The 21,145-nt window shown below is 70.9% G+C and carries 21 protein-coding genes; 6 read left to right on the top strand and 15 right to left on the bottom strand.

The window, feature by feature from the left end; genetic code table 11:
* The first annotated feature begins 87 nt into the window (after positions 1-87).
* Positions 88-2,406 carry a protein kinase domain-containing protein gene (locus tag ACPT94_RS17480; RefSeq protein WP_425246242.1) on the top strand — a complete coding sequence of 773 codons (2,319 nt, stop codon included), beginning with the start codon at positions 88-90 and terminating at the stop codon, positions 2,404-2,406.
* 50 nt (positions 2,407-2,456) lie between these two features.
* Here ACPT94_RS17480 and ACPT94_RS17475 read toward each other — a convergent pair whose 3' ends face one another.
* Together ACPT94_RS17475 and ACPT94_RS17470 are read right to left on the bottom strand one after the other, a co-directional pair.
* Positions 2,457-3,494 carry a PQQ-dependent sugar dehydrogenase gene (locus tag ACPT94_RS17475; RefSeq protein ID WP_425246241.1) on the bottom strand — a complete coding sequence of 346 codons (1,038 nt, stop codon included), beginning with the start codon at positions 3,492-3,494 and terminating at the stop codon, positions 2,457-2,459.
* Between the two features lie 104 nt (positions 3,495-3,598).
* Positions 3,599-4,591, bottom strand: a complete 993-nt coding sequence (locus ACPT94_RS17470; protein WP_360344125.1) for a glycoside hydrolase family 5 protein — start codon at positions 4,589-4,591, stop codon at positions 3,599-3,601.
* A gap of 362 nt (positions 4,592-4,953) precedes the next feature.
* On the opposite strand from ACPT94_RS17470, the gene ACPT94_RS17465 reads away from it, so the two are divergent.
* Complete coding sequence (locus ACPT94_RS17465) at positions 4,954-5,406, top strand: SRPBCC family protein (protein WP_360344128.1); 453 nt, start codon at positions 4,954-4,956, stop codon at positions 5,404-5,406.
* A gap of 127 nt (positions 5,407-5,533) precedes the next feature.
* Here the strand turns inward: ACPT94_RS17465 and ACPT94_RS17460 are convergent, their stop codons facing one another.
* From ACPT94_RS17460 to ACPT94_RS17450, 3 genes are all read right to left on the bottom strand, one after another.
* Positions 5,534-6,727, bottom strand: a complete 1,194-nt coding sequence (locus tag ACPT94_RS17460) for an FAD-dependent monooxygenase (protein WP_425246240.1) — start codon at positions 6,725-6,727, stop codon at positions 5,534-5,536.
* A 111-nt stretch (positions 6,728-6,838) separates the two neighbouring features.
* A complete protein-coding gene (locus ACPT94_RS17455; RefSeq protein WP_360344134.1) occupies positions 6,839-7,171 on the bottom strand; it encodes a branched-chain amino acid transporter permease in 333 nt (110 codons plus the stop codon).
* Positions 7,164-7,910 (bottom strand): AzlC family ABC transporter permease, encoded by a 747-nt coding sequence (locus tag ACPT94_RS17450; protein ID WP_425246239.1) that lies wholly within the window; start codon positions 7,908-7,910, stop codon positions 7,164-7,166. The genes ACPT94_RS17455 and ACPT94_RS17450 overlap by 8 nt, the downstream gene beginning before the upstream one ends.
* A gap of 62 nt (positions 7,911-7,972) precedes the next feature.
* Between ACPT94_RS17450 and ACPT94_RS17445 the strand changes: the two genes are divergently transcribed.
* On the top strand, positions 7,973-8,431 hold the full coding sequence (locus tag ACPT94_RS17445; RefSeq protein ID WP_425246238.1) for an Lrp/AsnC family transcriptional regulator: 459 nt from the start codon (positions 7,973-7,975) through the stop codon (positions 8,429-8,431).
* Positions 8,432-8,468: 37 nt separating this feature from the next.
* Here ACPT94_RS17445 and ACPT94_RS17440 read toward each other — a convergent pair whose 3' ends face one another.
* Together ACPT94_RS17440 and ACPT94_RS17435 are read right to left on the bottom strand one after the other, a co-directional pair.
* Positions 8,469-9,095 (bottom strand): DUF6629 family protein, encoded by a 627-nt coding sequence (locus ACPT94_RS17440; RefSeq protein ID WP_360344143.1) that lies wholly within the window; start codon positions 9,093-9,095, stop codon positions 8,469-8,471.
* A gap of 96 nt (positions 9,096-9,191) precedes the next feature.
* The gene (locus ACPT94_RS17435) at positions 9,192-10,142 is read right to left on the bottom strand and encodes a LysR family transcriptional regulator (protein WP_360344146.1); all 951 of its coding nucleotides are present in this window, start codon (positions 10,140-10,142) and stop codon (positions 9,192-9,194) included.
* 81 nt (positions 10,143-10,223) lie between these two features.
* Here ACPT94_RS17435 and ACPT94_RS17430 point away from each other — a divergent pair, with 81 nt between their 5' ends.
* Both ACPT94_RS17430 and ACPT94_RS17425 read left to right on the top strand, forming a co-directional pair.
* On the top strand, positions 10,224-11,165 hold the full coding sequence (locus ACPT94_RS17430) for a DMT family transporter (protein WP_425246237.1): 942 nt from the start codon (positions 10,224-10,226) through the stop codon (positions 11,163-11,165).
* A 224-nt stretch (positions 11,166-11,389) separates the two neighbouring features.
* Positions 11,390-12,541, top strand: a complete 1,152-nt coding sequence (locus tag ACPT94_RS17425) for an amidinotransferase (protein WP_425246236.1) — start codon at positions 11,390-11,392, stop codon at positions 12,539-12,541.
* Positions 12,542-12,589: 48 nt separating this feature from the next.
* Here ACPT94_RS17425 and ACPT94_RS17420 read toward each other — a convergent pair whose 3' ends face one another.
* The 4 genes from ACPT94_RS17420 to ACPT94_RS17405 form a co-directional block, all read right to left on the bottom strand.
* Positions 12,590-14,185, bottom strand: a complete 1,596-nt coding sequence (locus ACPT94_RS17420) for a polyamine aminopropyltransferase (protein ID WP_360344155.1) — start codon at positions 14,183-14,185, stop codon at positions 12,590-12,592.
* Between the two features lie 11 nt (positions 14,186-14,196).
* Positions 14,197-14,634 carry a DUF350 domain-containing protein gene (locus ACPT94_RS17415; RefSeq protein WP_360344158.1) on the bottom strand — a complete coding sequence of 146 codons (438 nt, stop codon included), beginning with the start codon at positions 14,632-14,634 and terminating at the stop codon, positions 14,197-14,199.
* A 75-nt stretch (positions 14,635-14,709) separates the two neighbouring features.
* Entirely contained in the window at positions 14,710-15,111 is a 402-nt protein-coding gene (locus ACPT94_RS17410) for a DUF4247 domain-containing protein (protein ID WP_360344161.1), read from the bottom strand.
* Positions 15,108-15,614 carry a DUF2617 family protein gene (locus ACPT94_RS17405; protein ID WP_360344277.1) on the bottom strand — a complete coding sequence of 169 codons (507 nt, stop codon included), beginning with the start codon at positions 15,612-15,614 and terminating at the stop codon, positions 15,108-15,110. The genes ACPT94_RS17410 and ACPT94_RS17405 overlap by 4 nt, the downstream gene beginning before the upstream one ends.
* A gap of 415 nt (positions 15,615-16,029) precedes the next feature.
* On the opposite strand from ACPT94_RS17405, the gene ACPT94_RS17400 reads away from it, so the two are divergent.
* Positions 16,030-17,304: a glycosyltransferase gene (locus tag ACPT94_RS17400; protein WP_425246235.1), complete on the top strand. Its 1,275-nt coding sequence runs from the start codon at positions 16,030-16,032 to the stop codon at positions 17,302-17,304.
* On the opposite strand, the gene rfbD is transcribed toward ACPT94_RS17400, so the two are convergent.
* The 4 genes from rfbD to ACPT94_RS17380 all read right to left on the bottom strand — a co-directional run bounded on the left by rfbD (position 17,301) and on the right by ACPT94_RS17380 (position 21,141).
* Positions 17,301-18,215 carry a dTDP-4-dehydrorhamnose reductase gene (rfbD, locus tag ACPT94_RS17395; protein WP_425246234.1) on the bottom strand — a complete coding sequence of 305 codons (915 nt, stop codon included), beginning with the start codon at positions 18,213-18,215 and terminating at the stop codon, positions 17,301-17,303. The genes ACPT94_RS17400 and rfbD overlap by 4 nt on opposite strands.
* A complete protein-coding gene (rfbB, locus tag ACPT94_RS17390) occupies positions 18,212-19,186 on the bottom strand; it encodes a dTDP-glucose 4,6-dehydratase (RefSeq protein ID WP_425246233.1) in 975 nt (324 codons plus the stop codon). Before rfbB ends, rfbD begins: the two co-directional genes overlap by 4 nt.
* Positions 19,187-19,265: 79 nt before the next feature.
* Positions 19,266-20,279 carry a hypothetical protein gene (locus ACPT94_RS17385; RefSeq protein ID WP_425246232.1) on the bottom strand — a complete coding sequence of 338 codons (1,014 nt, stop codon included), beginning with the start codon at positions 20,277-20,279 and terminating at the stop codon, positions 19,266-19,268.
* Positions 20,280-20,451: 172 nt separating this feature from the next.
* Positions 20,452-21,141: a dTDP-4-dehydrorhamnose 3,5-epimerase family protein gene (locus ACPT94_RS17380; protein WP_425246231.1), complete on the bottom strand. Its 690-nt coding sequence runs from the start codon at positions 21,139-21,141 to the stop codon at positions 20,452-20,454.
* Between the last annotated feature and the right edge of the window lie 4 nt (positions 21,142-21,145).

The raw sequence follows: 21,145 nt of genomic DNA, 5'->3' as shown, positions 1-21,145 counted from the left end.
CCCGCCCGTCACCACCGAGAACAGGCGGCTGAGGGCATGAATCCACTGCGCCCAGAAGATCCCGAGCAGCTAGGGCCCTACCGTCTCGTGGCCCGTCTCGGAGCAGGCGGTATGGGCCGGGTCTACCTGGCGACGTCGGCGGCGGGCCGCACCGTCGCGGTCAAGGTCATCCGTCCCGAGATGGCGGAGGACAAGAACTTCCGCATCCGCTTCCGGCGTGAGGTGGCGGCCGCGGCGGCGGTCGGCGGTGCCTACACCGCACCCGTGGTGGACGCCGCGCCGGACGACGAGACACCCTGGCTCGCCACCGCCTACATACCCGGTCCCACCCTGGCCGAGGCGGTCGCCGAACACGGGCCGCTGCCGGCGGAGACGGTCCTCGCGCTGGGCGCCGGCATCGCCGAGGCGCTGATCGCGGTGCACGCCGAGGGACTGGTGCACCGCGACCTCAAACCGTCCAACGTGCTGCTGGCCGCCGACGGCCCGCGCGTCATCGACTTCGGCATCGTCCGCGCCCGGGACGGCTACGAACTCACCGGCTCCGGCTCCCTGTTCGGCTCCCTCGAGTACATGTGCCCCGAGCAGGCCACCGGCGATCCGATGGGGCCGGAGGGAGACGTCTTCTGCCTCGGCTCGGTGCTCGCGTTCGCGGCGTCAGGACAGGCGCCGTTCAGCGGTGCCGCGGCGGCCGCCCTCCTCTACCAGGTGGTCCATGGCTCGCCCGACCTCAGCGGGGTGCCCGAGCCCCTCGACAAGATCATCAGCCTCTGTCTCGCCAAGGACCCGGCCCTTCGGATCGGCCCCGACCGGCTCTCCGCGGCCTGCGCTCCCGGCGGCGCGGAACAGGTGCTGACGGAGGGCTGGCTCCCCGCGCCGGTGGCCGCCATGATCGCCGGCTACCGGGCGGCCGCGACCGACCTCGACCACCTCCCGCGGACCCCGGCCCCCGCATCCGCGTCGGCCGACGGACCCGCCCCGCGGCCGCCCGCGTACGGCCGGCGCGAGTCGGACTGCGCGACGGCCGAGCGGTCCGCGTACGACACCGCCGTCGCCGACGGCCCGGCCGGCCCCGGTCGCACCCGAGGAGCCGGTGGCGAGGGCAGCCGCGCCGCTGGCGGAGCCGACGGCGCCGGTGGCAGGGGACTCGCCACCGGGCGGCCGGAACAAGGATCCTCCGTCCTCCTGGAGGAACCGGCGCCGGAACGTTCCGCCGCGCCCGTGCACCGCCGCGCCCCCGCCCGCTCCGGTGTCTCCCGGCGCGCGATCCTCGCCGCGACCGCTACCGCGGGCACGGCGCTCGTCGGGGGCGCGGCCCTCGTCGCCCGAGGCCGTACGGGCGGACAAGGGGTGCGCCCCCTCGGGCCGGCCCCCGAGCCGACCTGGATCTATCGCGGCGGCCCGCTGCTGCAGGCCCCGGCCGTCTTCCACGACGGCACGGCCCTGATGAAGACCCGCCCCGGCAACCTGGTCTGCCTCGACGTGGAGAACGGATCCCGGCCCAAGTGGGTCTACCAGGGCATCAGCGTCTCTCCCACCCCGGTCCTGTTGGCCAACGGCGCCGCGGTCGCGCTCGGCACCGGCGCGACACTCATCGGCGTCGACCCGGCCAGGGGCACCGAGCAGTTCACCCTCGACTTCGGCCAGGACTTCCAGTTCGACCAACTGCTCGGCAGCTACGACGGCTACGCCGTCTCGGTCCTCGGGGCCAGCCTGGAGCGCAAGTCGGCCGAGCAGGGCGTCGCGACCTCAACCAACTCGGTCTTCGCCGTCGACCTCCAGGCCCGCCAGGCCGTCGTCATACCGATCAACCCGGTGGACGTCGGCATTCCGCTGAAGCCCGTCATCACCGACGAGTACTTCGTCTACGCCGACGGGCTGCGCAACGTCGCGGTCCGCCACACCCGCGACGGCGGCAGCCTGCGCTGGCGGTACCAGGTGGGTTACGACCTCCGGCCGGGCCTGGCCGTGCTCGGCCGGACCGTCTTCGCCATCGGCTCGGAGTTCATCGCCCTGGACCTGGGCACCGGAAGACTCCGCTGGAAGGCGAAGGCCGAACGCGGCATGTTCGCCTCCCTCGGGGCGGGCGGCAACACCGTCTACGCCGTCGGCACCGACCCCTACGGCGTCCACGCCTTCAACGCGGCGAACGGCTCCCGGCGCTGGTTCTGCGAGACTCCCCGCCTCAACGTCGACAACCCGATCGCGGTGGGGGCGCACGCCGTCTATGTTCCGGCCTTCGAGAACAGGAACGGCTTCTACGCGATCGACACCGCCTCCGGCCGCCTGTTGTGGAACTTCACCGACGGCCGCGAGACCGGCGTCAACGACTGGCAGCTCTCCTGCGACGGAGCCGGACACCTCGTGGCCCAGCATTTCGACCGCGCCTACGGACTGCCTGTCACCTGAAAGCCGATGACGACAGCCATGCCGAGGACGACGGCCTTCGGAGATCCGGGTCAGCCGAGGTCGACCTGGAGGACCCTGTCCGCGTCCTTGCCCGCCTTGTCGGTGGTGACCCACAGCTTGTCCCGGCCCGGCACCTTCTCGGCGAGACGCAGCCGGCCGTAGGTGTTGACGTAGTGGGCGTCGGGGGTGCCGAGGCTCGTGCCGTCGATCGGGATGCGCCACAGCCGCTGGCCGCGCAGCGCGGCGACGTACAGTGCGCCGTCGGCGTAGGTGAGGCCGCTCGGGACGGCCTCGGCGGGACGCCACTGATGCTTGGGGTTGGTCATGCCGGCGACGGAGCAGGCCCCCTCGCAGGTGGGCCAGCCGTAGTTCTTCCCCGGCTCGATGAGGTTGACCTCGTCGTACGCGTGCTCGCCGATCTCGGTCTCCCACAGGCGGCCCTCCTCGTCCCAGGCGAGGCCCTGCGGGTTGCGGTGGCCGTAGGAGTAGACGAGGGTGCCGAAGGGGTTGCCGGGCGCCGGCTCGCCGTCCGTGGTCATGCGCAGGATCTTGCCGTTGAGGGACTTCTTGTCCTGGGCGTCGCCGGGCGTCCATGCGTCGCCGGTGGTCGCGTACAGGAAGCCGTCCGGGCCGAACTTGATGCGGCCGCCGTTCTTCCCGCCCTTCTTGATGCCGGTGACGAGCGTCTTGTACCCACTGAGCGTGGAGCCGTCGTAGGTCATCCGCGCGATCCGGTTGCCCTCCGCGGTGGCGTGGTAGACGTAGATCGAGTGGTCGTTGCTCCAGTCGGGTGACACGGCGATGCTGCGCAGACCGCTCTCGGGTTTGCTGTTCACGGTGTGCGGCACCGTGCCGACCTTGGTTTTGACCCCGGACGGGGTGAGCCTGAAGATCTGGAAGGAGTCGCGCTCACTGATCAGGGCGGAGCCGTCGGGCAGCCAGCTCAGGCCCCAGGGGATGTTCCACCCCGACGAGACGGTCGTGACGGCTGAGGGGATCTCGGGGGCGGGCACGGACGGGTTCGGCGCCGCGTGGCCGGTCGCGGCCTGCGCGGTCAGCAGCCCGGCCGCCACGGTCGCGGCGGCCACGGCACGGGTCGTGACGCTTCGGCGGAGCCTGACGGTGTGCACAGGCGGCGCATCCTCCTGGGAGTAACGGGTGACGACGTTCTTGTGTGAGGACGGCACGGCGGTCAGCCCCTGATCCGTTCGCGGGCCCAGACCCCGGCGGGCTTGAGCACAGCGGTGCCGGCGAATTTCCCGGCGTCGCAGGCGCCTTGCTTGTAGACCGAGAGATCGCGCCTGCTGTCGGAGATGCTCCACTTCGTCCAGCTGATCTTCTTCCTCGCCATCAGATCGACCCACTTCTGTGCCATGGCGAAGTCGTTGCCCCAGCCGTTCCACGACGGGGTGCCCCACTCCGTGACGAAGACCGGGAGCCTGGAGGAGGCGCGGTCCAGGGACGCCATCCATTTCTCACGGGCCACCGCCGCGTAGAAGTGGAACGTGTACATGACGTTGGCGGCACGGACGGGATCGGCGATGACTTCCTGCTCGTTGGAGCCGAGCGCCAGGCCGAACGTCGCCCAGGCAGGGGTCGGGACGAGAATCACGCTGTCGGGATCACGGCTCCGGATCACCGGAATGACCCTCTCCGCGTAGCGCCTGATGGTCGCCCAGGGCACGTGGTGGGGTTCGTTGGCGATCTCGTAGATCACGTTGCGCTTGCTCTTGTGGCGTTCGGCGAGCTGCTTGAAGAAGGTGAGCGCGTTGCCGAGATCCTCGTGCGGGTCGCCCGGGTGGATCGTGTGCCAGTCGACGATGACGTACATTCCACGGGCGGTGGCCATGTCGATCAGCCGGCTGGCCAGTTCGGTGTACTTCTTCGGGTTCTTGTTGTAGCCGCCTTCTCGCGCATACGTCGACACCCGCAGAACGCTCGCCTTCCAGTCGTAGGCGAGGGCGTCCAGCGCGGCACCGGTCAGGCACTGCGGGTACCACTGCGTGCCGTGCGTGCTCATGCCGCGCAGTTGGATCGGCTTGCCGGACTGGGAGCACAGATTCGTGCCGCAGACGCGGACCTTGCCGTATTGCTGGACCGGGGTTTTCGGCTTGGCCGCCGGGCGGCCCTCCTGTCCGTGCGCCGGATTCGCGGACAGAAGGCCGAGCGTCGCCGCCAGAGCCATTGAGCCTCGGACGATCCAACGGCCGCGGGATGTGGGTGAGCGCACCTCTTCCTCCAGTTCCCTGAGACGGTGCTGCACGGCAAATGTGACGAGAAAATCGTCATATGTGATGTAACGCCGACGCGCTTCGTCCGAGGGGCGGGGAATGTTCACTCCCCTGGGCGACGCCGCAGCTGACGCCGGCGGTGAATCCCACGCCGCAGCAGGCATTCCCGGCACTTCTTCTCGGGCCGGCCCCAACGGCCGCCCAGCTCATAGCGGTTGAGGACGTGGGCGCTGCGGACCGATGAGTTGTGGGGTCTGCGGGCGTCTACAGGCGCGACAGTCCCAAACAGGGGCACGAAAGACGAGGAGACGACGACATGAGCACCGAGCAGACCACCGCGGCCGACGGTTTCTCCTACGCGCTGACCCGCACGCTGGACGCCCCCGCGGCGAAGGTGTGGCGCGCGTGGACCACCCCCGAGCAGTACGCCCGGTGGGCCTACGCCGCCCCCGGCTCCGTCGAGATGGACGTACGGCCGGGCGGAGCGTGGAAGGCCACGATGGTCACACCGGACGGCGGACAGATCCCGCTGACCGGCTCCTACCTCCAGGTCACCGAGAACCGCCTCCTGGCGATCGGCATGGACGTGCCCGGCAAGCCCGCGCCCGCGACCATGTCCATGGAACTCGACGAGCAGGACGGCCACCGCACGCGGATCGTGCTCCGCCAGACCTGCGACACCGCCGAGGAACGCGACATGGCCGAGCAGGGCAGCACCATGCTCCTCGACAGCCTGAGCGCCTTCCTGGCCGAGGAGGCGGGGAGCTGAGCCTCTCGAACGCACCGGCCCGGCCGGGATCCAGGGCCGGACCGGGCCAGCCCAGGTCCAGACCCGCGGTCCTGCCCCGGCCGACCGGCTGGTGACACAGGGTGGCCCCGTACCCCGGCGGGGCCCCTCATGATGCGGCCTGCGTGCCAGGGGTGCCCTCCTCAGGGGTGTCGGCCGCCCACGCGGTCGACTGCGGGCTGAAGCCGTGCTCGGCCGCGTGGGCGGCCATACGGGCGTTGCGCGCCTCGGCCTCGGCCCCGTCCGGCAGGTGGTACTCCTCGCCGGCCCGCGCGGAACCGGCCTGCACACGCGTGGCGGTGGAGAGCCGAAGACGCACGTACCGGTCGAGCGCGGCGGGAACATCGGCCGGCGTCACGCCCGCCAGGGCGTCGCCGAGCACGGCCGCGTCCATGATCGCCTGCGCGGCGCCCTGGGCCTGGAACGGCACCATCGCGTGGGCACTGTCACCCAGCAGGGTCACCCGCCCGACGTTCCACCGCGCGAGCGGGGCCCGGGTGTGGATGCCGTAGCGGAACACCTGCCCGACGCGTTCGAGAACCCTGAGCACCCGCGCGTCCCATCCTTCGAACTCCCGCAGCTGCTCTCCCGGTTCGGCCCGTGCGGTCCACGACTCCCGCGCCGCCTCCGCCCGGAACACGGCCACGACGTTGAGCAGTTCCCCAGGACGTACCCAGTAGTGGACGAAGTGCCGGCCCGGTCCCACCCAGATCCCGTAGTCCGGTACATCGAGGTCGGCCACTTCGGCGGCCGGGAGCAGCGCCCGGTAGGCGGCGGTTCCGGAGTAGAGGGCCTCCTCCGCGCCGAAGAGCCACCGGCGGGCCGGTGAGCGCACCCCGTCCGCGGCCACGACCAGCTCCGCGTCCAGTCGCTCACCGCTCGCCGTCGTCACCCAGGCCGAGTCGTCGTCCTGGCCGATCCCCACGACCAGGGTGTTCAGACGCACTGACCGGGGCGGCACCGCGGCGGCCAGGGCCTGGTGCAGATCGGCCCGGTGGACCTGCAGATACGGCGCCCCGAACGCGTCCTCGGCCGCACGGCCCAGCGCGTAACGGCAGATCTCGGCCCCGTCGGACCAGGTGCGAAAGCTCAGGTGGGAGGGGCGGGCGGCCTGTGCGGCGACCGCGTCGAGCAGGTCCAGCCGGCGCAGCACGCGCGTGGCGTTGGGCGCGAGCTGGATCCCGGCGCCGACCTCGGTGAACCGCGCAGTGCGCTCGACGAGCGTGACCTCACAACCGGCGCGGCGCAGGCACAGCGTCGCGGCCAGCCCCCCGATGCCCGCTCCCACCACGATCGCCCTCATGCACCGACCTCACGACCTCACGTCGACAACATCGCGCGCCACGACCGTAGTGTGCCCGCCGGCACCGCCGGAAGGGACGGTTCGAGCCGAGAAAGGCCGTGCCGGGAGAGCTCATGTCGCCGCGAAGACCGTGCTGGCCAGCGCGACGTGGACGGCCGTGCCGCCGAGGATGCTCAGCAGGGCGTTGCGGCGCCACAGGTGCAGCCCGACGGTGACGCAGAGGGCGGCCACCGGGGCGACGGCGCGGGCCTGGGTGAGGGGGAGGTCGCGGAGGCAGTACACGACCAGGATCACCATGACGCCGGCGGGCATACGGGTGCTGAGGTACTGGACGGTGCCGCTCGCCCGGAGCGGGGCGAGGACGGCGAAGGGGAGGGCGCGCAAGGCCCAGGTCACGGCGGCGGCGACGGCGATGGCGGCGAGGGCGTGGTGGGTGTCAGTCATGGCTCGGCTTCCTGCCGGTGGAGAGGTGGCGGGCCAGGAGCCCGGCGGTGAAGAGGGCGAACGCGGCCAGGAGCATCTGGCCGGGGAACAGGAGCCGGGCGGCCAGGGCGCTCAGCAGGGCGAGCAGCGGGGTGGGCAGGTCGCCCCGCAGGTCCCGGAGGGCGTCGAGGGCGAGGACGGTGAACAGGGCGGTCAGAGCGAAGTCCAGGCCGGTGACGCCGTCCGGGATGAGGGAACCGAGCAGGGCTCCGGCGGTCGCGCTCCCGGCCCAGTACAGGTGCATGAAGAACTGCAGCCACAGGATGCGCCCGCTGGACCAGGTGCGCGCACGCTCGCTCGAGGTCAGGGCGTACGCCTCGTCGCACAGGGCGAAGGTGCTGTACGTCTTGGCGAGGCGACCCGGCACGCGGTGCAGGGGGAAGGACAGCGCGTAGAAGACATGGCGGACGTTCACCATGAAGGCGGTCGCGGCGATCGACGCGAGGGGGGCGACGGCGGTGACCATGCCGATGAGCAGGAACTCGAACGACCCGCCGTAGATCAGCGCGGCGGACAGTCCCGCCCACCACCAGTCGAGACCGGACTGGACGACGAGTGCCCCGAAGGCGAGACCGAGCGGCAGGAAACCCAGCCCCACGGAGGCGGAGTCCTCGAGAGCGGCCCGGGCCTCGGAGGTCCGGGAGGGAGGGGCGGGGGCCGGACGGGTCCGGCCACCGGCGACGGCGGGGCTTGTGCACATGTCGACATTTTATGAAGAACGAGCGCTCATATGGTTGCTGATTATGGCTCTATGATCACTTCGTGGGAAATGAAACCAGCCTCGATGCCTTGGACCGTGAAATTTTGTTTCACCTGCGTCAGGACGGGCGACTGACCAACGTGGAGCTCGCCAAGCGGGTCGGACTGACCCCGCCGCCCTGCCTGCGCCGGGTCAAGCGACTGGAAGAGGCGGGTGTCATCACCGGATACCGGGCCGTCGTCGATCCCGAGGCCCTGGGCCGCGGCCTGGAGGTACTCGTCGACGTCGAGATCTACGCCCAGGACCGCAAGACCGTCGAGGAGTTCGAGGACACCGTGGCCTCCTACGAGGAGGTCGTCGAGTTCCGCCGCATGTACGGCCGCCCCGACTACTTCCTCCGCGTGGCCGTGGCCGACCACGCCGCCTACGAGGCCTTCCTCACCGGCAAGCTCAGCGGCCTGCCCGCCGTCCTGCGCCTCGAATCCCACCTCACCATGAAGAGGATCAAGGCGGACGGCTGAACGTGTCGCCGCAGAACGTCGCCGCGCCGAGCAGGCGTCAGAGGCAGCCCACCGGGGCCGGCCGTGCCCGAACCCAGCCCAGCAGCACCACCGAGCACAGCGCCGCGAACGCGCACCAGGTCGAGACGAACTCCAGCCGCCACAGCGCCCAGCACACCAGCGCGCCCACCGCGGCCAGAACCCCCAGCACCAGAAGCCGCCCGTCGCCGGACAGCAGCAGAGAGCCCACGGTGGCCAGGAGGTAGCCCGCGACGAGCACCGGCGGATACGGGACGTCGAGTGCGTAGCCGACCGTGCGGCCACGGATCTCGGCCGTCACCGGGCTGGTCACCAGGCCGTACGCGAGCACCGCGGCGGTCACGGTTCCGACGGTGAGAGGGACCGCCAGGCGGCGCCGGGCGTGCGGTGGGGCGGCACACCACACTCCCACGGGCACCCACACGGCCAGCAGCGGCAGCGCGATGACGGCCCAGACGACGGTGGCGGGTCCGCTGCCCCCACCCGAGTGCCAGACCACCGACTCGACGATCTGGTGCGCCCCGAGCAACAGCGGCAGTGCGGCGAGCGGCAGGTCCCGGCGGCTGCGCAGCCGCGCCGCACAGGCCACCCCGACGGCCGCGACACCGGCACCCGCCACGAGATCGGCCGTAGCACTCCAACACATCACGCCACCATGAGGTCGACCGTCGTGTGCATCCGCCTTGCTGTGCGAGCCACGCTACGTCCCGCGCCACCGGTGTCGGGTGAGACGGAGAACGCGCTACCCCTCTGCCTCCGGCTCACCGGCGTCTTCCCGCTCACCGGCCTCGCCGCCCCGGCTCCGAACGGTTTCCGCCGCGCGCGACAGTTCCGCCAGCACCGTCCGCACGGCCCGGCGCGCCACACGCTCGGGGCGGTGCAGCACGTCGATGTGGCGGCGGGCGTGGATGCCGCTGAGCGGTCTGAGGACCACGGCCGGGTGCGGGCGGGCCGTCCAGCGCGGCATCAGGGCGACTCCGCCGCCGGCGGCGACCAACTCGGCGACCACCGATATCTCGTTGACGCGATGGGCGATGTCGAGCCGTCGGCCGGCGGCCGCGGAGACGGCCTCGACGGTGGCCATGAGCGGAAAGCCGTCGTGAACGGTGATCCAGGGCTGGTCGGCGACGTCGCGAGGGGTCAGGCGGGGCTTCGAGGCCAGGGGGTGATCGGCGGGCAGGGCGACGTCCAGGGGCTCGCGCAGCAGGGGGGTGACCGTCGCGGTCCGGGGCCACGGCGGCGCGTGGTCGAGCCGGTGGGCGATGACCAGGTCGTAGTGGCGGGTCAGGGGCGGAAAGTCCTCCTGCGCGACGTCCTCGTCATGGAGGGCGAGCCGGGGGGATCCCGGGGCGCGCAGACGCCGCAGCAGCAGGGGATAGAGCGCCGCGGCTCCGCTGTGGAAGGCCGCCACGGACACAGCGCCGTCGGGCTCCTCCACGAACGCGTCGATCGCGTGACGCGCCCGCGCCAGCGCCGTCTCCACCCCGATCGCCGCGTCGGCCAGGGCCTGCCCGGCGGCCGTCAGGACCAGCCGCCGTCCGTCGCGCTCGGTGAGCGGGACGGGGATCGAACGCTGCAGCAGCCGGAGTTGCTGGGAGATCGCCGAGGGCGTCACCCGCAGCGCCTCCGCGACCGCGGTGACACTTCCCAGCTCGCCCAGCTCCCGCAGGACACGCAGCTGTCTCTCGTCCACGGGCCGAGTGTAGCTTCGCTAAAGGGTTGGTTGAGCAACTGGTCGTTTACTTCACATTCCTGGTCGTGGATCGTGGGCGCCATGCCAGCCACCCGTCGTACGGATGTGGTGCTCCTGGCCGTCGCCGTCGTCTGGGGCTCCAGTTACCTGACGGCGAAGGCGGCCACGGACGCCACTTCGGTGTTGATCGTCCTGTTCCTGCGCTACGCCCTCTCCGCCGTCGCCTGCGTCGCGGTCGTCGCCGCAGCACGGCGACCCCGGTCCCTCACCCGGGACGAGATCAGGTACGGCCTCCTCCTCGGTGTCACCCAGGCCGCCGTCCTCGTACTGGAGACGTACGGCGTCGCGCACACCAGCGCGGCCAACGCGGGCCTGATCATCAGCCTCACCCTCGTCCTCACACCGCTCCTGGACCGTGCGGGACGCCGGGGCGGACCGCCGGCGCGGTTCTTCCTCGCCGCCGGTCTGTGCGTCGGGGGCGTCGGTCTGCTCGTGGCCGGCGACGGACTGCGCGCCCCCGGAGCCGGTGATCTGCTGATGCTCGCCGCAGCGGTGGTCCGGGCTGCGCATGTGGTGCTCGTCGGACGGGTCACCGAGGGCCGGACGCTGCGCCCGCTGCATCTGACGGCCGTACAGAGCGTCGTCGGTACGGCGCTGTTCCTCCTGCCCGCGGCGGGCGGACTGCCGGATCTCGCCCGGGCCGACGCGGCGACCTGGGCCCAGCTCGTCCATCTCGCCCTGTTCTGCAGCGTGTTCGCCTTCCTCGCCCAGACCTGGGCGGTGCAGCGCACCTCCGCGACCCGGGCCAGCCTCCTCCTGGGCACCGAACCGGTCTGGGCCGTCCTGGTCGGCATCGGCTTCGGCGACGAGCGTCTCACCGTGCTCTCCCTCCTCGGGGCCACGCTGATCGTCGCCGGAACGTACTGGGGCCAGGCCGTCGAACGCGCTCACCGCACCACCCCGCCCGAAGCACCCGGAACCGGCGACCGCAGGACTGCGCGGGACGCCGCACCGGCCACGTGAACGCACGGGGACAGCGGGGGAGACCGGGCTCCTCGGCCGAGTCCCGTACCGCCGAGCCCGGGCGCGCCTGCCGCAGCGGAGTCTTGGGCCGGACGGAGTATCCGTGGCCCGGTGTGCCGGGCGAGCGCTGCCGTCGTCCAGCAGCCTGGTGTCATCCACCCGGCACGGGGCATTCGTGGACTGGACGGGGCTGTCGCGATCGAAAGCGATCAAAGGTGGCGGTAGTGCAGAGGCTCAGCGTTCGGTCGGCAGCGGAGGGCGACGACACCCAGACGTCTTCCCACGCCGCGGAATCCCGTGTTTCTCCGGTCGGTTCACACAACGAGTGGGACCCGCTGGAGGAGATCGTCGTCGGACGCCTCGAAGGCGCGACGATTCCGTCCGGCCATCCGGTCGTGTCCTGCAACATCCCACCGTGGGCGGCGCGGCTGCAGGGCGTCGCCGCCGGGTTCAAGTACCCGCGCATCCTGATCGAGCGCGCCCAGCAGGAGCTCGATCAGTTCATCACGCTCCTGCAGTCGCTCGGCGTCACGGTGAGGCGCCCGGACGCGGTCGACCACAGGCGACGCTTCGGCACTCCCGACTGGTCGTCGCGCGGCTTCTGCAACACCTGCCCGCGCGACAGCATGCTCGTCATCGGCGACGAGATCATCGAGACCCCGATGGCCTGGCCGTGCCGCTATTTCGAGACCCACTCCTATCGCGAGCTCCTCAAGGACTATTTCCGGCGTGGCGCGCGCTGGACGGCGGCGCCCAAACCGCAGCTCACCGACGAACTGTTCGAGGCGGACTTCCGTACTCCCAAGGAGGGTGAGCCCATGCGCTACATCCTCACCGAGTTCGAGCCGGTGTTCGACGCGGCGGATTTCGTGCGCGCCGGGCGCGATCTCTTCGTGACGCGGAGCAACGTCACCAACCAGATGGGCATCGACTGGTTGCGCCGCCATCTCGGACCCGGCTACCGCATCCACGAGATCGAGAGCCGCTGCCGCACGCCCATGCACATCGACACGACGTTCCTTCTGCTCGCGCCGGGCAAGGTGCTGGTCAATCCCGAATACATCGACGTCGACCGCCTGCCCGACGTGCTGAAGTCCTGGGACGTCCTGGTCGCCCCCAAGCCCAACCGCATCAACGACCGCCTGCTCAAGGTCACCTCGATGTGCGGCAAATGGCTCAACATGAACATCCTCATGGTCGACGAGAAGCGGGTGATCGCGGAACGGCACCACACCGACATGCTGCGCGCCCTCGAAGGATGGGGATTCGAGCCCATTCCGTGCGACCTGCTGCACTACGCGCCGTTCGGCGGCTCGTTCCACTGCGCGACGCTCGACATCCGGCGTCGCGGCACCCTCGAATCGTATTTCGACTGACCGGCGCACTGGTCGCCGCCGCAGGAGCCGCGCGGGCTCACTGCAGGCTCAGTAGTTCTCCCACTCGTTCTGCACGTACTCCAGCACCGCCGGGTCCATCAGCGTGCTCGGCCGTACGTCCTCGCGGCGGCGGTCGACGGGGAACACCGTCGCCGCCTTCAGCACCGCGTCGTCCAGGTAACGCAGCCGCGGCACGTCCGGCGCCAGCCGCAGGGGTGGGGGCGTGCCGCCGCCGGGGGTGGCCAGCACGAAGCCCCAGTTGCCGAAGCTCGGCACGTCGACCTGGAATTCGGTGGTCGCGTACCCCGCCGCCTCGATCGTCGCCGCGATCGACCAGAACGTCTTCGGCGCGAAGAACGGCGACCCGCCCTGCACCATCACCTTGCTCTGCGGCGTCAGGACCTGGCCGAGCAGGTGGTAGAACTCCACCGAGTACAGCTTGGCCAGCGCCGCCGTGTCCGGGTCGGGGAAGTCGACGACGACCGCGTCGTAGCGCTGCCGGGCGCCGCGCAGCCAGTTGAAGGCGTCGGCGTTGACCACCTCGACCCTCGGGTCGTCCAGCGCCCCGTCGTTCAGCTCGTGCAGCGGCTCGAAGTCGCGTGCCAGCCGGGTCATCGCCGGATCCAGTTCGACGAGGGTCACCTGCCGCACGTCGGCGTAGCGCAGCACCTCGCGCAGCGCCAGCCCGTCGCCGCCGCCCATGATCAGCACGTTGCCCCGGCGGCCCGACAGCGTGGGGTGGACGAGCGACTCGTGGTAGCGGTACTCGTCCACGGAGCTGAACTGCAGGTCTCCGTTGAGGAAGAGCCGCATGTCCGGATCGCCCGTGAAGCCGGTGGAGCGGGTGACGACGATCTCCTGGTACGCCGTCGTCTCGGCGTGGACGATCGGGTCCCGGTACATCTGCTGCCGTGCGGTCACCTCCAGGTCGTCCGCCAGCACGTACGCCGTGCCGAGCACGGCCAGCACCGCCGTGACGCCGGCGAGCAGACCGATCCGGACGAAACGCCGGGTCTGCCGGCGGAAGATGAACACCACCACGATGACGCCGGCCACCGCGTTCACCGCGCCGACCACCAGCGCGCCCTTCAACTGACCGAACGTCGGCAGGAGCAGCAGCGGGAAGCACAGCCCGCCCACGAGCGCCCCGATGTAGTCGACGGCGAACATGTCGGCGACGGCGCTGCCCGCCTCCTGCCGCCGGATCCGCTGCAACAGCGTCATGAGCAGCGGTATCTCGGCCCCGATCAGCAGCCCGACCACCAGCGCGATCACGACCATCGCGGGCGTGTAGAGCTGCAGCCAGGCGAACGCCGCGTACAGCACCAGCACGGACAGCCCGCCGACCAGCGCCAGTGCCCCCTCCACCAGCGCGAACGCGCCCACCGCACGACGGCGCAGCGGTTTCGCGGCGAGTGAGCCGACGCCCATCGCGAAGACCATCACGGAGATGACCACGGAGGTCTGCAGCACGGAGTTGCCGATGAGGTAGCTGCCCAACGCGGTGAGCGCCAGCTCGTACACGAGGCCGCAGGCCGCGCAGAGGAAGACGGAGAGCAGCAGGAGGAAGCGCGCCCCCCGGGAGTGGCGTACGGCCGGGGGGCGGGACGGTGCCGCGGCGTCGGGCAGGGTGGTGGCGCTCATGGGTGCCGTGCTCAGGAGAGTGCCGCGCCGACCATGACGGCGGTGCCCAGGTACATGCCGGCCTGGACCCAGGCGGCGGGGTGCGGACGGCCGTCGTTGTCGTCGAGGACGACCGCGCCCATCTGGCCGGGAGTGAGCAGGCCGATCACGATCCCGACCAGCGTCATCACCAGCACGCCGGCCAGCCCGTACAGAAGCGTGCTCACCAGGCCGTAGCCCAGCCCCTCCTCGGACTCGCTGGCCCGGATGGCCTCCATGATGACCAGGCCCACGGCGAGGGACTGGCTGCCCAGCAGGACGGCCGCGCCGCGGTTGCGGTCCGTCCACACCACATGGAAGAGCTTGCCGGGCGTGACGAGGTCGAGGGCGATGAAGCCGGCGGCCATCACGGCGAGGCCCACCACTCCGTAGAGCAGGGCCTGGCCGGTCGACTCGAAGATCTCGGTCACTGCGTTGCCTTTCTTCAGGGCGTCGTCAGGGTCTGGGGGGCACGTGACGGTGAGGCCGGTTCACCCGGGTGGGCGTCATTTGCCTTCGCCGGGGCCGCCGCCGCGGAAGCTGGCACTGTCCGGGTCGGGCCAGTAGCCGAGGTACTGGCTGTGGCGGTGGTAGCCGCCCCGGTAGTCCTCGACCTCTATCTGGCTGCCGTTGCGGTACGGCGAGACGGTGACCATGTCGTCGCCGTAGCGCAGGAACTCCATACGGTCGCCGGAAGCGCGGTCGAGGGCCTTGCGCTGCTTGTGGATCGCGTCGGCGACCTGGGTCGGGGTGCTGTCCGGGTCGACCCAGCCCGCCCCGCCCGCGGTGTACGTGTCCCTGATCCAGCCGCGCGGCACCCCCGCCTCCCCGTCGGATGAGCAGGCGGTGAGCAGAGCCGCGGCCAGCACGGCCGCCACCGCTCCGCGGATGAGTCGGGCGCTCTTCATCGGGCCTCCAGCCGGGTGTGCGTCGATACGATCTGGCCGTTCTGCGGATAGGTGTGCCAGGTGCGCCAGACCAGCCCGCGGCCGGGCGGGCCGTCGGCCGCCTCGACGACCACGGCCGTCAGCGCCTCCGGCGAACCCGGGAAGACTCCGCACAGGCTGTCCTCGGTGGCGGCGACCCGGCCGAGGATCCGCGCCACCCGGGCGCTGAACTCCTCGGGGTCCAGTCGCCGGGTCTCGGCGCCGAAGTCGTAGGTCCAGCCGGGCAGATGCCGGGTGTGCGTCGCGGGCAGGCCTCTCACCGTGCCCCGCAGGCACGCCACGGTCTCCCGCACGGGGCCGGCGAACACCTGGTGCGAGGCGCCGAGCAGGCGCAGTCGCACGTCGAGCCCGCCCACCGTCACCGCGCGTTCGGCGAGCGCCGGCCGCTCGGGCAGGTCCAGGGAGAAGCAGAGCTGATCCGCGTCCGTGTCCAGATAGGGGGCGTCCAAGGAAATGGCGCGCAGTGGGACCCCCCCGGTCAGATCTTGCTACAAGCGGCGCCGAGTATGACACACGATGCTCAGAGGGTTTGAGGGGCGGGGGTGGGAATGACGGGCTCCGGTCGGGCGGAGCGGCCGCCGCACCGCCGCCGGCAGGGCTCCGAGGCCGCGTGCGCCGGTGGGGGACGCCGCCGCCGTGTCCGTGGGCGGGACGACGGCCGGTCGATCGCGCGTCTCCGGAGCGTGCATTCGGGTGGTCTGCACCTCGCCGTCGCCTGCCGAACGGCGAGGTCATCAGCGCGCGATCGTAACGTCGGGGGACATGACGGTGGCTCGATCCGTCCGTCGCGACCGGTTCTTCGCCGGGTTCTCGAGTACCGGCGGAATCACGGGATTTCGTAAGTCACTCACCGACATCGAGCCAAGTAGGGAGCACCAGATGACGTCGACCGCCACCCCGAGGTTCTCCGTCTTCACGCCCACTCACCGGCCCCGTTTCCTGGACGAGTGCCTGGCGACGCTGCAGGCGCAGACCTGTTCGGACTGGGAGTGGATCGTCCTGCTCAACAACGGCGCCCGGTGGCGACCGGAGCATCCCGACGAGAGGATCCGGCTGGAGATCGCGGACGACATCGTCGGCGTCGGCGCGGCGAAGCGCAGGGCCTGTGAACTGGCGCGCGGCGAGATCCTCGTGGAACTCGACCACGACGACCTGTTCGCGAAGGCGTGCCTGGCAGAACTCGGCAAGGCCTTCGACGCCCATCCCGAGGCCGTCTTCGTCTACAGCAACACCGCGCAGATCACCGAGGACGGGAAACGGGACGACAGCCGTTTCAACGAGGCGCACGGCTGGCACTACGAGGACGTCCGCGTCGACGGCCGCAAACTGCTCCAGGTCAGATCCATGGCTCCGACCCCGCACAACGTCTCCTACATCTGGTACGCGCCCAACCATGTCCGGGCGTTCCGCAAGGACGCCTATGTGAAGGCCGGCGGATACGACGCCGCCCGTACCGTCCTGGACGACCAGGACCTGATGTGCCGTCTGTTCCACGTCGGCGACTTCCACCACATCCCCCGCTGCCTGTACCTCCAGCGGATGCACCCCGCGAACACCCAACGGGACCCGGAGATCAACGCGCACATCCAGCGCGAGACGGTCGCCCTCTACGACAAGTACATCGAGGCCAACGCCCTCGCCTGGACCCACCGCAAGGGACTGATCGCGCTGGATCTCGGCGCGGCCCACCGCAAGCCGCCCGGTTACGTGGGCGTGGACAAGCGCCCGGGCAAGGGCGTCGACATCGTCGCGACCCTGCCCGGCAAGCTGGACCTGCCCGACGACTCCGTCGGCCTGATGCGGGCCGTGAACTTCCTCGAGCACGTGCCCGCGAAGGTGCCGCTGATCAACGAGCTGTACCGGCTGCTCGCACCCGGCGGCATGCTCCTCACCACGACGCCCAGCTCCGACGGCCGCGGCGCCTACCAGGACCCGAGTCATGTCGCGTACTACAACGAGAACTCGTTCTGGTACTACACGGACAACGCGTACCGCGCGTTCGTGCCCGACCTCGAGGCCAGGTTCCAGAGTTCACGGCTGGCCACCTACTTCCCGTCCGAGTGGCACTCCGAGAAGAACATCTCGTACGTGGTCGCCAACCTCATCGCGATGAAGGACGGCACCGAACGGTGCGGCGGCCCGCTGCTCGTCTAGGACCGGGCCCGTTCCGCGGATCGCGCCGCGGCGGACAGAGTGGCGAAGGCGGGCAGCTTCAGGGCCGAGGCCAGCTGGTCGTCCCACCGTGGGAGGGGGGCGAGGCCGGCCCGTCGCCAGTTGTCGTGGCCGAGTACGCCGAACGCCGGACGCGCGGCAGGGCGAGGGAACTTCTCCGAGCCGACCGGGCGGATCCGTTCGGGGTCGAGGCCGCAGAGGCGGAAGGTCTCACGCGCCAGTCCGCACCAGGTGGTGTGGCCCGCGGCCGTGCCGTGATAGACGCCCGCCGGCGCCCGGCCGGCCAGCGCGGCACGGCCGAGGGCGGCCAGCCGGCAGGCGAGCGCACGGCACCAGGTCGGCTGACCGTGCTGGTCGGCCACCACGTCCAGGGTCGCGCGCCGGGCGGCGAGTTCCAGCACGGTGGCCACGAAGTTGGGGCCGTGCCCGCCGTAGAGCCAGGCGGTGCGCACGACGTAGCCGGTGTGCGGCAGCAGTTCGGCGACTGCCCGTTCCCCCGCGAGTTTGCTCCGCCCGTACGCGTTGACGGGCCCCGTCGGCGCGTCCTCGCGGTACGGCCGGCAGGCGTCGCCCGGGAACACGTAGTCGGTCGAGACGTGCAGCAGGATCGCTCCGCCGTCCGCGCAGGCGCGTGCGAGGTGGCGGACGCCTGTGCCGTTCACGGCCGTGGCCGCCGCCTCGGACCGCTCGGCGCCGTCGACGTCCGTCCAGGCGGCGCAGTTGACGACCACCTCGTGACCGGCGACGGCCGCGCGCACGGCGGCCGGATCGGTGATGTCGAGCCGGTCCCGGCTGAGTCCCGTCACCAGGACCTCCGGATCACCGGCGAGCTCGGCCAGCACATCCCGGCCGAGGAGCCCGTGTGCGCCGGTCACCAGCCACTTGGTGGTCATCGCGACGCGGCCCGTTCCTTGAGCGGCTCCCACCAGGAACGGTTGTCGCGGTACCAGGCGACCGTGGTGGCCAGCCCCTCCGTGAAGGGCACCAGCGGGGCGTAGCCGAGCTGCTCGCGGATCTTGCTGTCGTCCAGCGAGTAACGCAGGTCGTGGCCCTTGCGGTCGGCGACGTAGGCCACCCGGTCCCAGTCCGCGCCGAGCGCGTCCAGCAACAGGCCCGTGAGCTTGTGGTTGCTCAGCTCGGTCCCGCCGCCGATGTGGTAGATCTCCCCGGCCCGGCCGCCGCGCAGGACGAGGTCGATGCCCCGGCAGTGGTCGGAGACGTGCAGCCAGTCCCGGAGGTTGCGGCCGTCTCCGTAGAGGGGGACCGTCTTCCCGTCGAGCAGGTGGGTGATGAAGAGCGGGATGAGTTTCTCGGGGAACTGGTGGGGCCCGTAGTTGTTGGTGCAGCGGGTGACGACGACGTCCAGGCCATGGGTGCGGTGGTGGGCGAGGGCCAGCAGGTCGGAGCCGGCCTTCGACGCGGAGTACGGGGAGTTCGGCGCCAGGGGCTGGTCCTCGGTCCACGAGCCTTCGCTGATGGAGCCGTACACCTCGTCGGTGGACACATGGACGAAGCGGCCGACGCCGTGCCGGTGGGCCGCGTCCAGGAGCACCTGGGTGCCCATCACATTGGTGCGTACGAACGGACCGGCCCCGTCGATCGACCGGTCGACGTGCGACTCGGCGGCGAAGTGCACCACCGCGTCCTGGCCCGCCATCACCTGGTCGACCACGTCCGGATCGCAGATGTCGCCCCGGACGAAGGTGTGTCCGGGGTGTTCCGCCACCGATGCCAGATTGGCCTCGACCCCCGAGTAGGTGAGGTGGTCGAGGACGGTGATCCGCGCGGTCGGATCCGCGCTCAGCCGCTGCCGGACGTATTCGGAACCGATGAATCCGGCGCCGCCGGTCACAAGGATGCGCATGACTGTCGGAGATCTCTTTCGGGACGGAACGCGGACGGTGCCCCGGGACCGAAGCCTCGGGGCACCCTCGCACAGGGGGTTAAGCCGACGTGGCGCAGAGCACGAAGGCCGTGATCGTCTGGTTCGAGGTGGTGCCGACGGTCCACCCGGTGGGCGGCGGACCGCCCGAGGGGAAGTCCATCCTGACCGCTCCCGTGTCGGTGACGAAGCCACCGCCGACGACGGTTTCGCCGGCGAGGCACGACGCGGTCGCCGTCATGGTGTCGGCGATGGTGTTGGTCCGCACGGTGATGCCGCCGAACCCGCCCTGAGCACCCTGGGCACCTTGGGCACCCTGTGCACCCTGTGCACCCTGCGCGCCCTGGGCTCCCTGTGCGCCTTGGGCTCCCTGTGCGCCCTGGGCTCCTTGGGCGCCCTGAGCTCCCTGGGCTCCCTGAGCGCCTTGCGCACCCTGGGCTCCTTGGACGCCCGCGCCTCCCTGGGCTCCCTGTGCACCTTGGGCACCCTGTGCACCCTGGGCTCCCTGGAAGCCGGCGCCTCCCTGGGCTCCCTGTGCACCCTGAGCGCCTTGGGCACCCTGGGTTCCCACGGCGCCCTGCGCACCCTGCGCGCCCTGGGCGCCCTGCGGACCGCGGGGGCCCTGCGCGCCCTGCGCACCCTGGGGGCCGCGCGGGCCCTGGGCGCCCTGCGGGCCGCGCGGGCCCTGCTTTCCGGGCTTGCCCTGCTTGCCGTCATGGCCGCGAGGGCCCTGCGGGCCACGGTCGCGGTCCCCGTGGTCATCAAGGCCACGGTCCGCGTAGTCCCGGCCGTGGTCCTCAGGGCCACGGTCGCGGACCATGGCGGACCTCGTGGTGCCGGCAGGACGCACCGGCGCCATGCCGTCGGTACCGGCCCGGCGGACCGCGTCCTCGATGGCCTCCGTGGGCACTTTCTGGGTGCCCAGCTGCGTCACACTGATGTCGGCGCCGGGCTGGTGCATGGCCTCAGCGATGGCCGTGGTGCTCGGCACCACGCTGAGCGCCACGGCAGCCGCGCCCGCCGACACCAGGGTGGCGGACTTCAGGCGCGAAATTCGGCTCGTTCTACGGCTCAAGAGAACCTTCCTCGGTTTGGGAGGGGATCGGACAGCAAGCGCGCACTCGGTGCGCTTCATATCGCTTGCGTGCCCATCCCCTTCGTCCACGGACGCCGACATTCATTCACTCGCCGTGAATGAAATATGACTAATTTGACCCGTCCTGTGGGCGAGGATCACCCGAGCGGCTTCAGTTCGGCCCGCAAACGGCTGACTTTCCCAGCGTCTTTCCCCTGGTTGCCTCCGGCTCCCGTTCGGGCGGCAAAAGGGAGCGGCCCTCTCGGACGCCGCTCATGAGGGTTCCGCGATACGCGGTGCAGTCATCGAACGAAGGAAGCAGGCCCTGCCGCTCGGCTTCCGCCAGCGTGGGCGCCGCGGCGTCCTTGTCGGAAAGGAGCGGGGCGAGATCGTCGGGCCAGGCGATGGCCAACGCCGGATCGAGCGGGTCGATCCCGAACTCGCGCTGCGGTGCGTATCGCTGCGAACACAGATAGACGACGGTGGAGTTGTCCTCCAATGCCATGAAGGCGTGGCCCAGCCCCTCGGAGAGGTAGACGGAGCGATGCGTCGTGTCGTCGAGCCGAACCGCCTCCCAGGTCCCGAATCCCGGGGAGCCGACTCGGATGTCGACCACCACGTCGAGGACGGCGCCGCTCACGCAGGTGACGTACTTGGCCTGACCTGGCGGGACCGCCGCGTAGTGGATGCCGCGGAGAGTGCCGCGTGCGGAGCGGGAGCAGTTGGCCTGTTCGAGTGGGAATCCCTGGCCGACGGCGTCCTGGAAGAAGCCGCCCTTGAACCACTCGTGAAATCGACCCCTGTCGTCCGTGAACACGGTGGGTGTGTCCACCCATGCTCCCTCGATACCAAGCGGTCTCACGTCC

It is taken from the genome of Streptomyces aurantiaciflavus, from assembly GCF_049808595.1.
Lineage (GTDB): Bacteria > Actinomycetota > Actinomycetes > Streptomycetales > Streptomycetaceae > Streptomyces.
Note: the sequence above shows the minus strand (reverse complement) of the source record. Positions and strands in the feature narration are given on the sequence as shown.

Coding starts and splice junctions, on each gene's coding strand:
- ACPT94_RS17470 (WP_360344125.1), bottom strand. CDS start 4,591: ATGGCTCTGGCGGCGACGCTCGGCCTTCTGTCCGCGAATCCGGCGCAC.
- ACPT94_RS17465 (WP_360344128.1), top strand. CDS start 4,954: ATGAGCACCGAGCAGACCACCGCGGCCGACGGTTTCTCCTACGCGCTG.
- ACPT94_RS17460 (WP_425246240.1), bottom strand. CDS start 6,727: ATGAGGGCGATCGTGGTGGGAGCGGGCATCGGGGGGCTGGCCGCGACG.
- ACPT94_RS17455 (WP_360344134.1), bottom strand. CDS start 7,171: ATGACTGACACCCACCACGCCCTCGCCGCCATCGCCGTCGCCGCCGCC.
- ACPT94_RS17450 (WP_425246239.1), bottom strand. CDS start 7,910: ATGTGCACAAGCCCCGCCGTCGCCGGTGGCCGGACCCGTCCGGCCCCC.
- ACPT94_RS17440 (WP_360344143.1), bottom strand. CDS start 9,095: ATGTGTTGGAGTGCTACGGCCGATCTCGTGGCGGGTGCCGGTGTCGCG.
- ACPT94_RS17430 (WP_425246237.1), top strand. CDS start 10,224: ATGCCAGCCACCCGTCGTACGGATGTGGTGCTCCTGGCCGTCGCCGTC.
- ACPT94_RS17420 (WP_360344155.1), bottom strand. CDS start 14,185: ATGAGCGCCACCACCCTGCCCGACGCCGCGGCACCGTCCCGCCCCCCG.
- ACPT94_RS17410 (WP_360344161.1), bottom strand. CDS start 15,111: ATGAAGAGCGCCCGACTCATCCGCGGAGCGGTGGCGGCCGTGCTGGCC.
- ACPT94_RS17400 (WP_425246235.1), top strand. CDS start 16,030: ATGACGTCGACCGCCACCCCGAGGTTCTCCGTCTTCACGCCCACTCAC.
- rfbD (WP_425246234.1), bottom strand. CDS start 18,215: ATGACCACCAAGTGGCTGGTGACCGGCGCACACGGGCTCCTCGGCCGG.
- rfbB (WP_425246233.1), bottom strand. CDS start 19,186: ATGCGCATCCTTGTGACCGGCGGCGCCGGATTCATCGGTTCCGAATAC.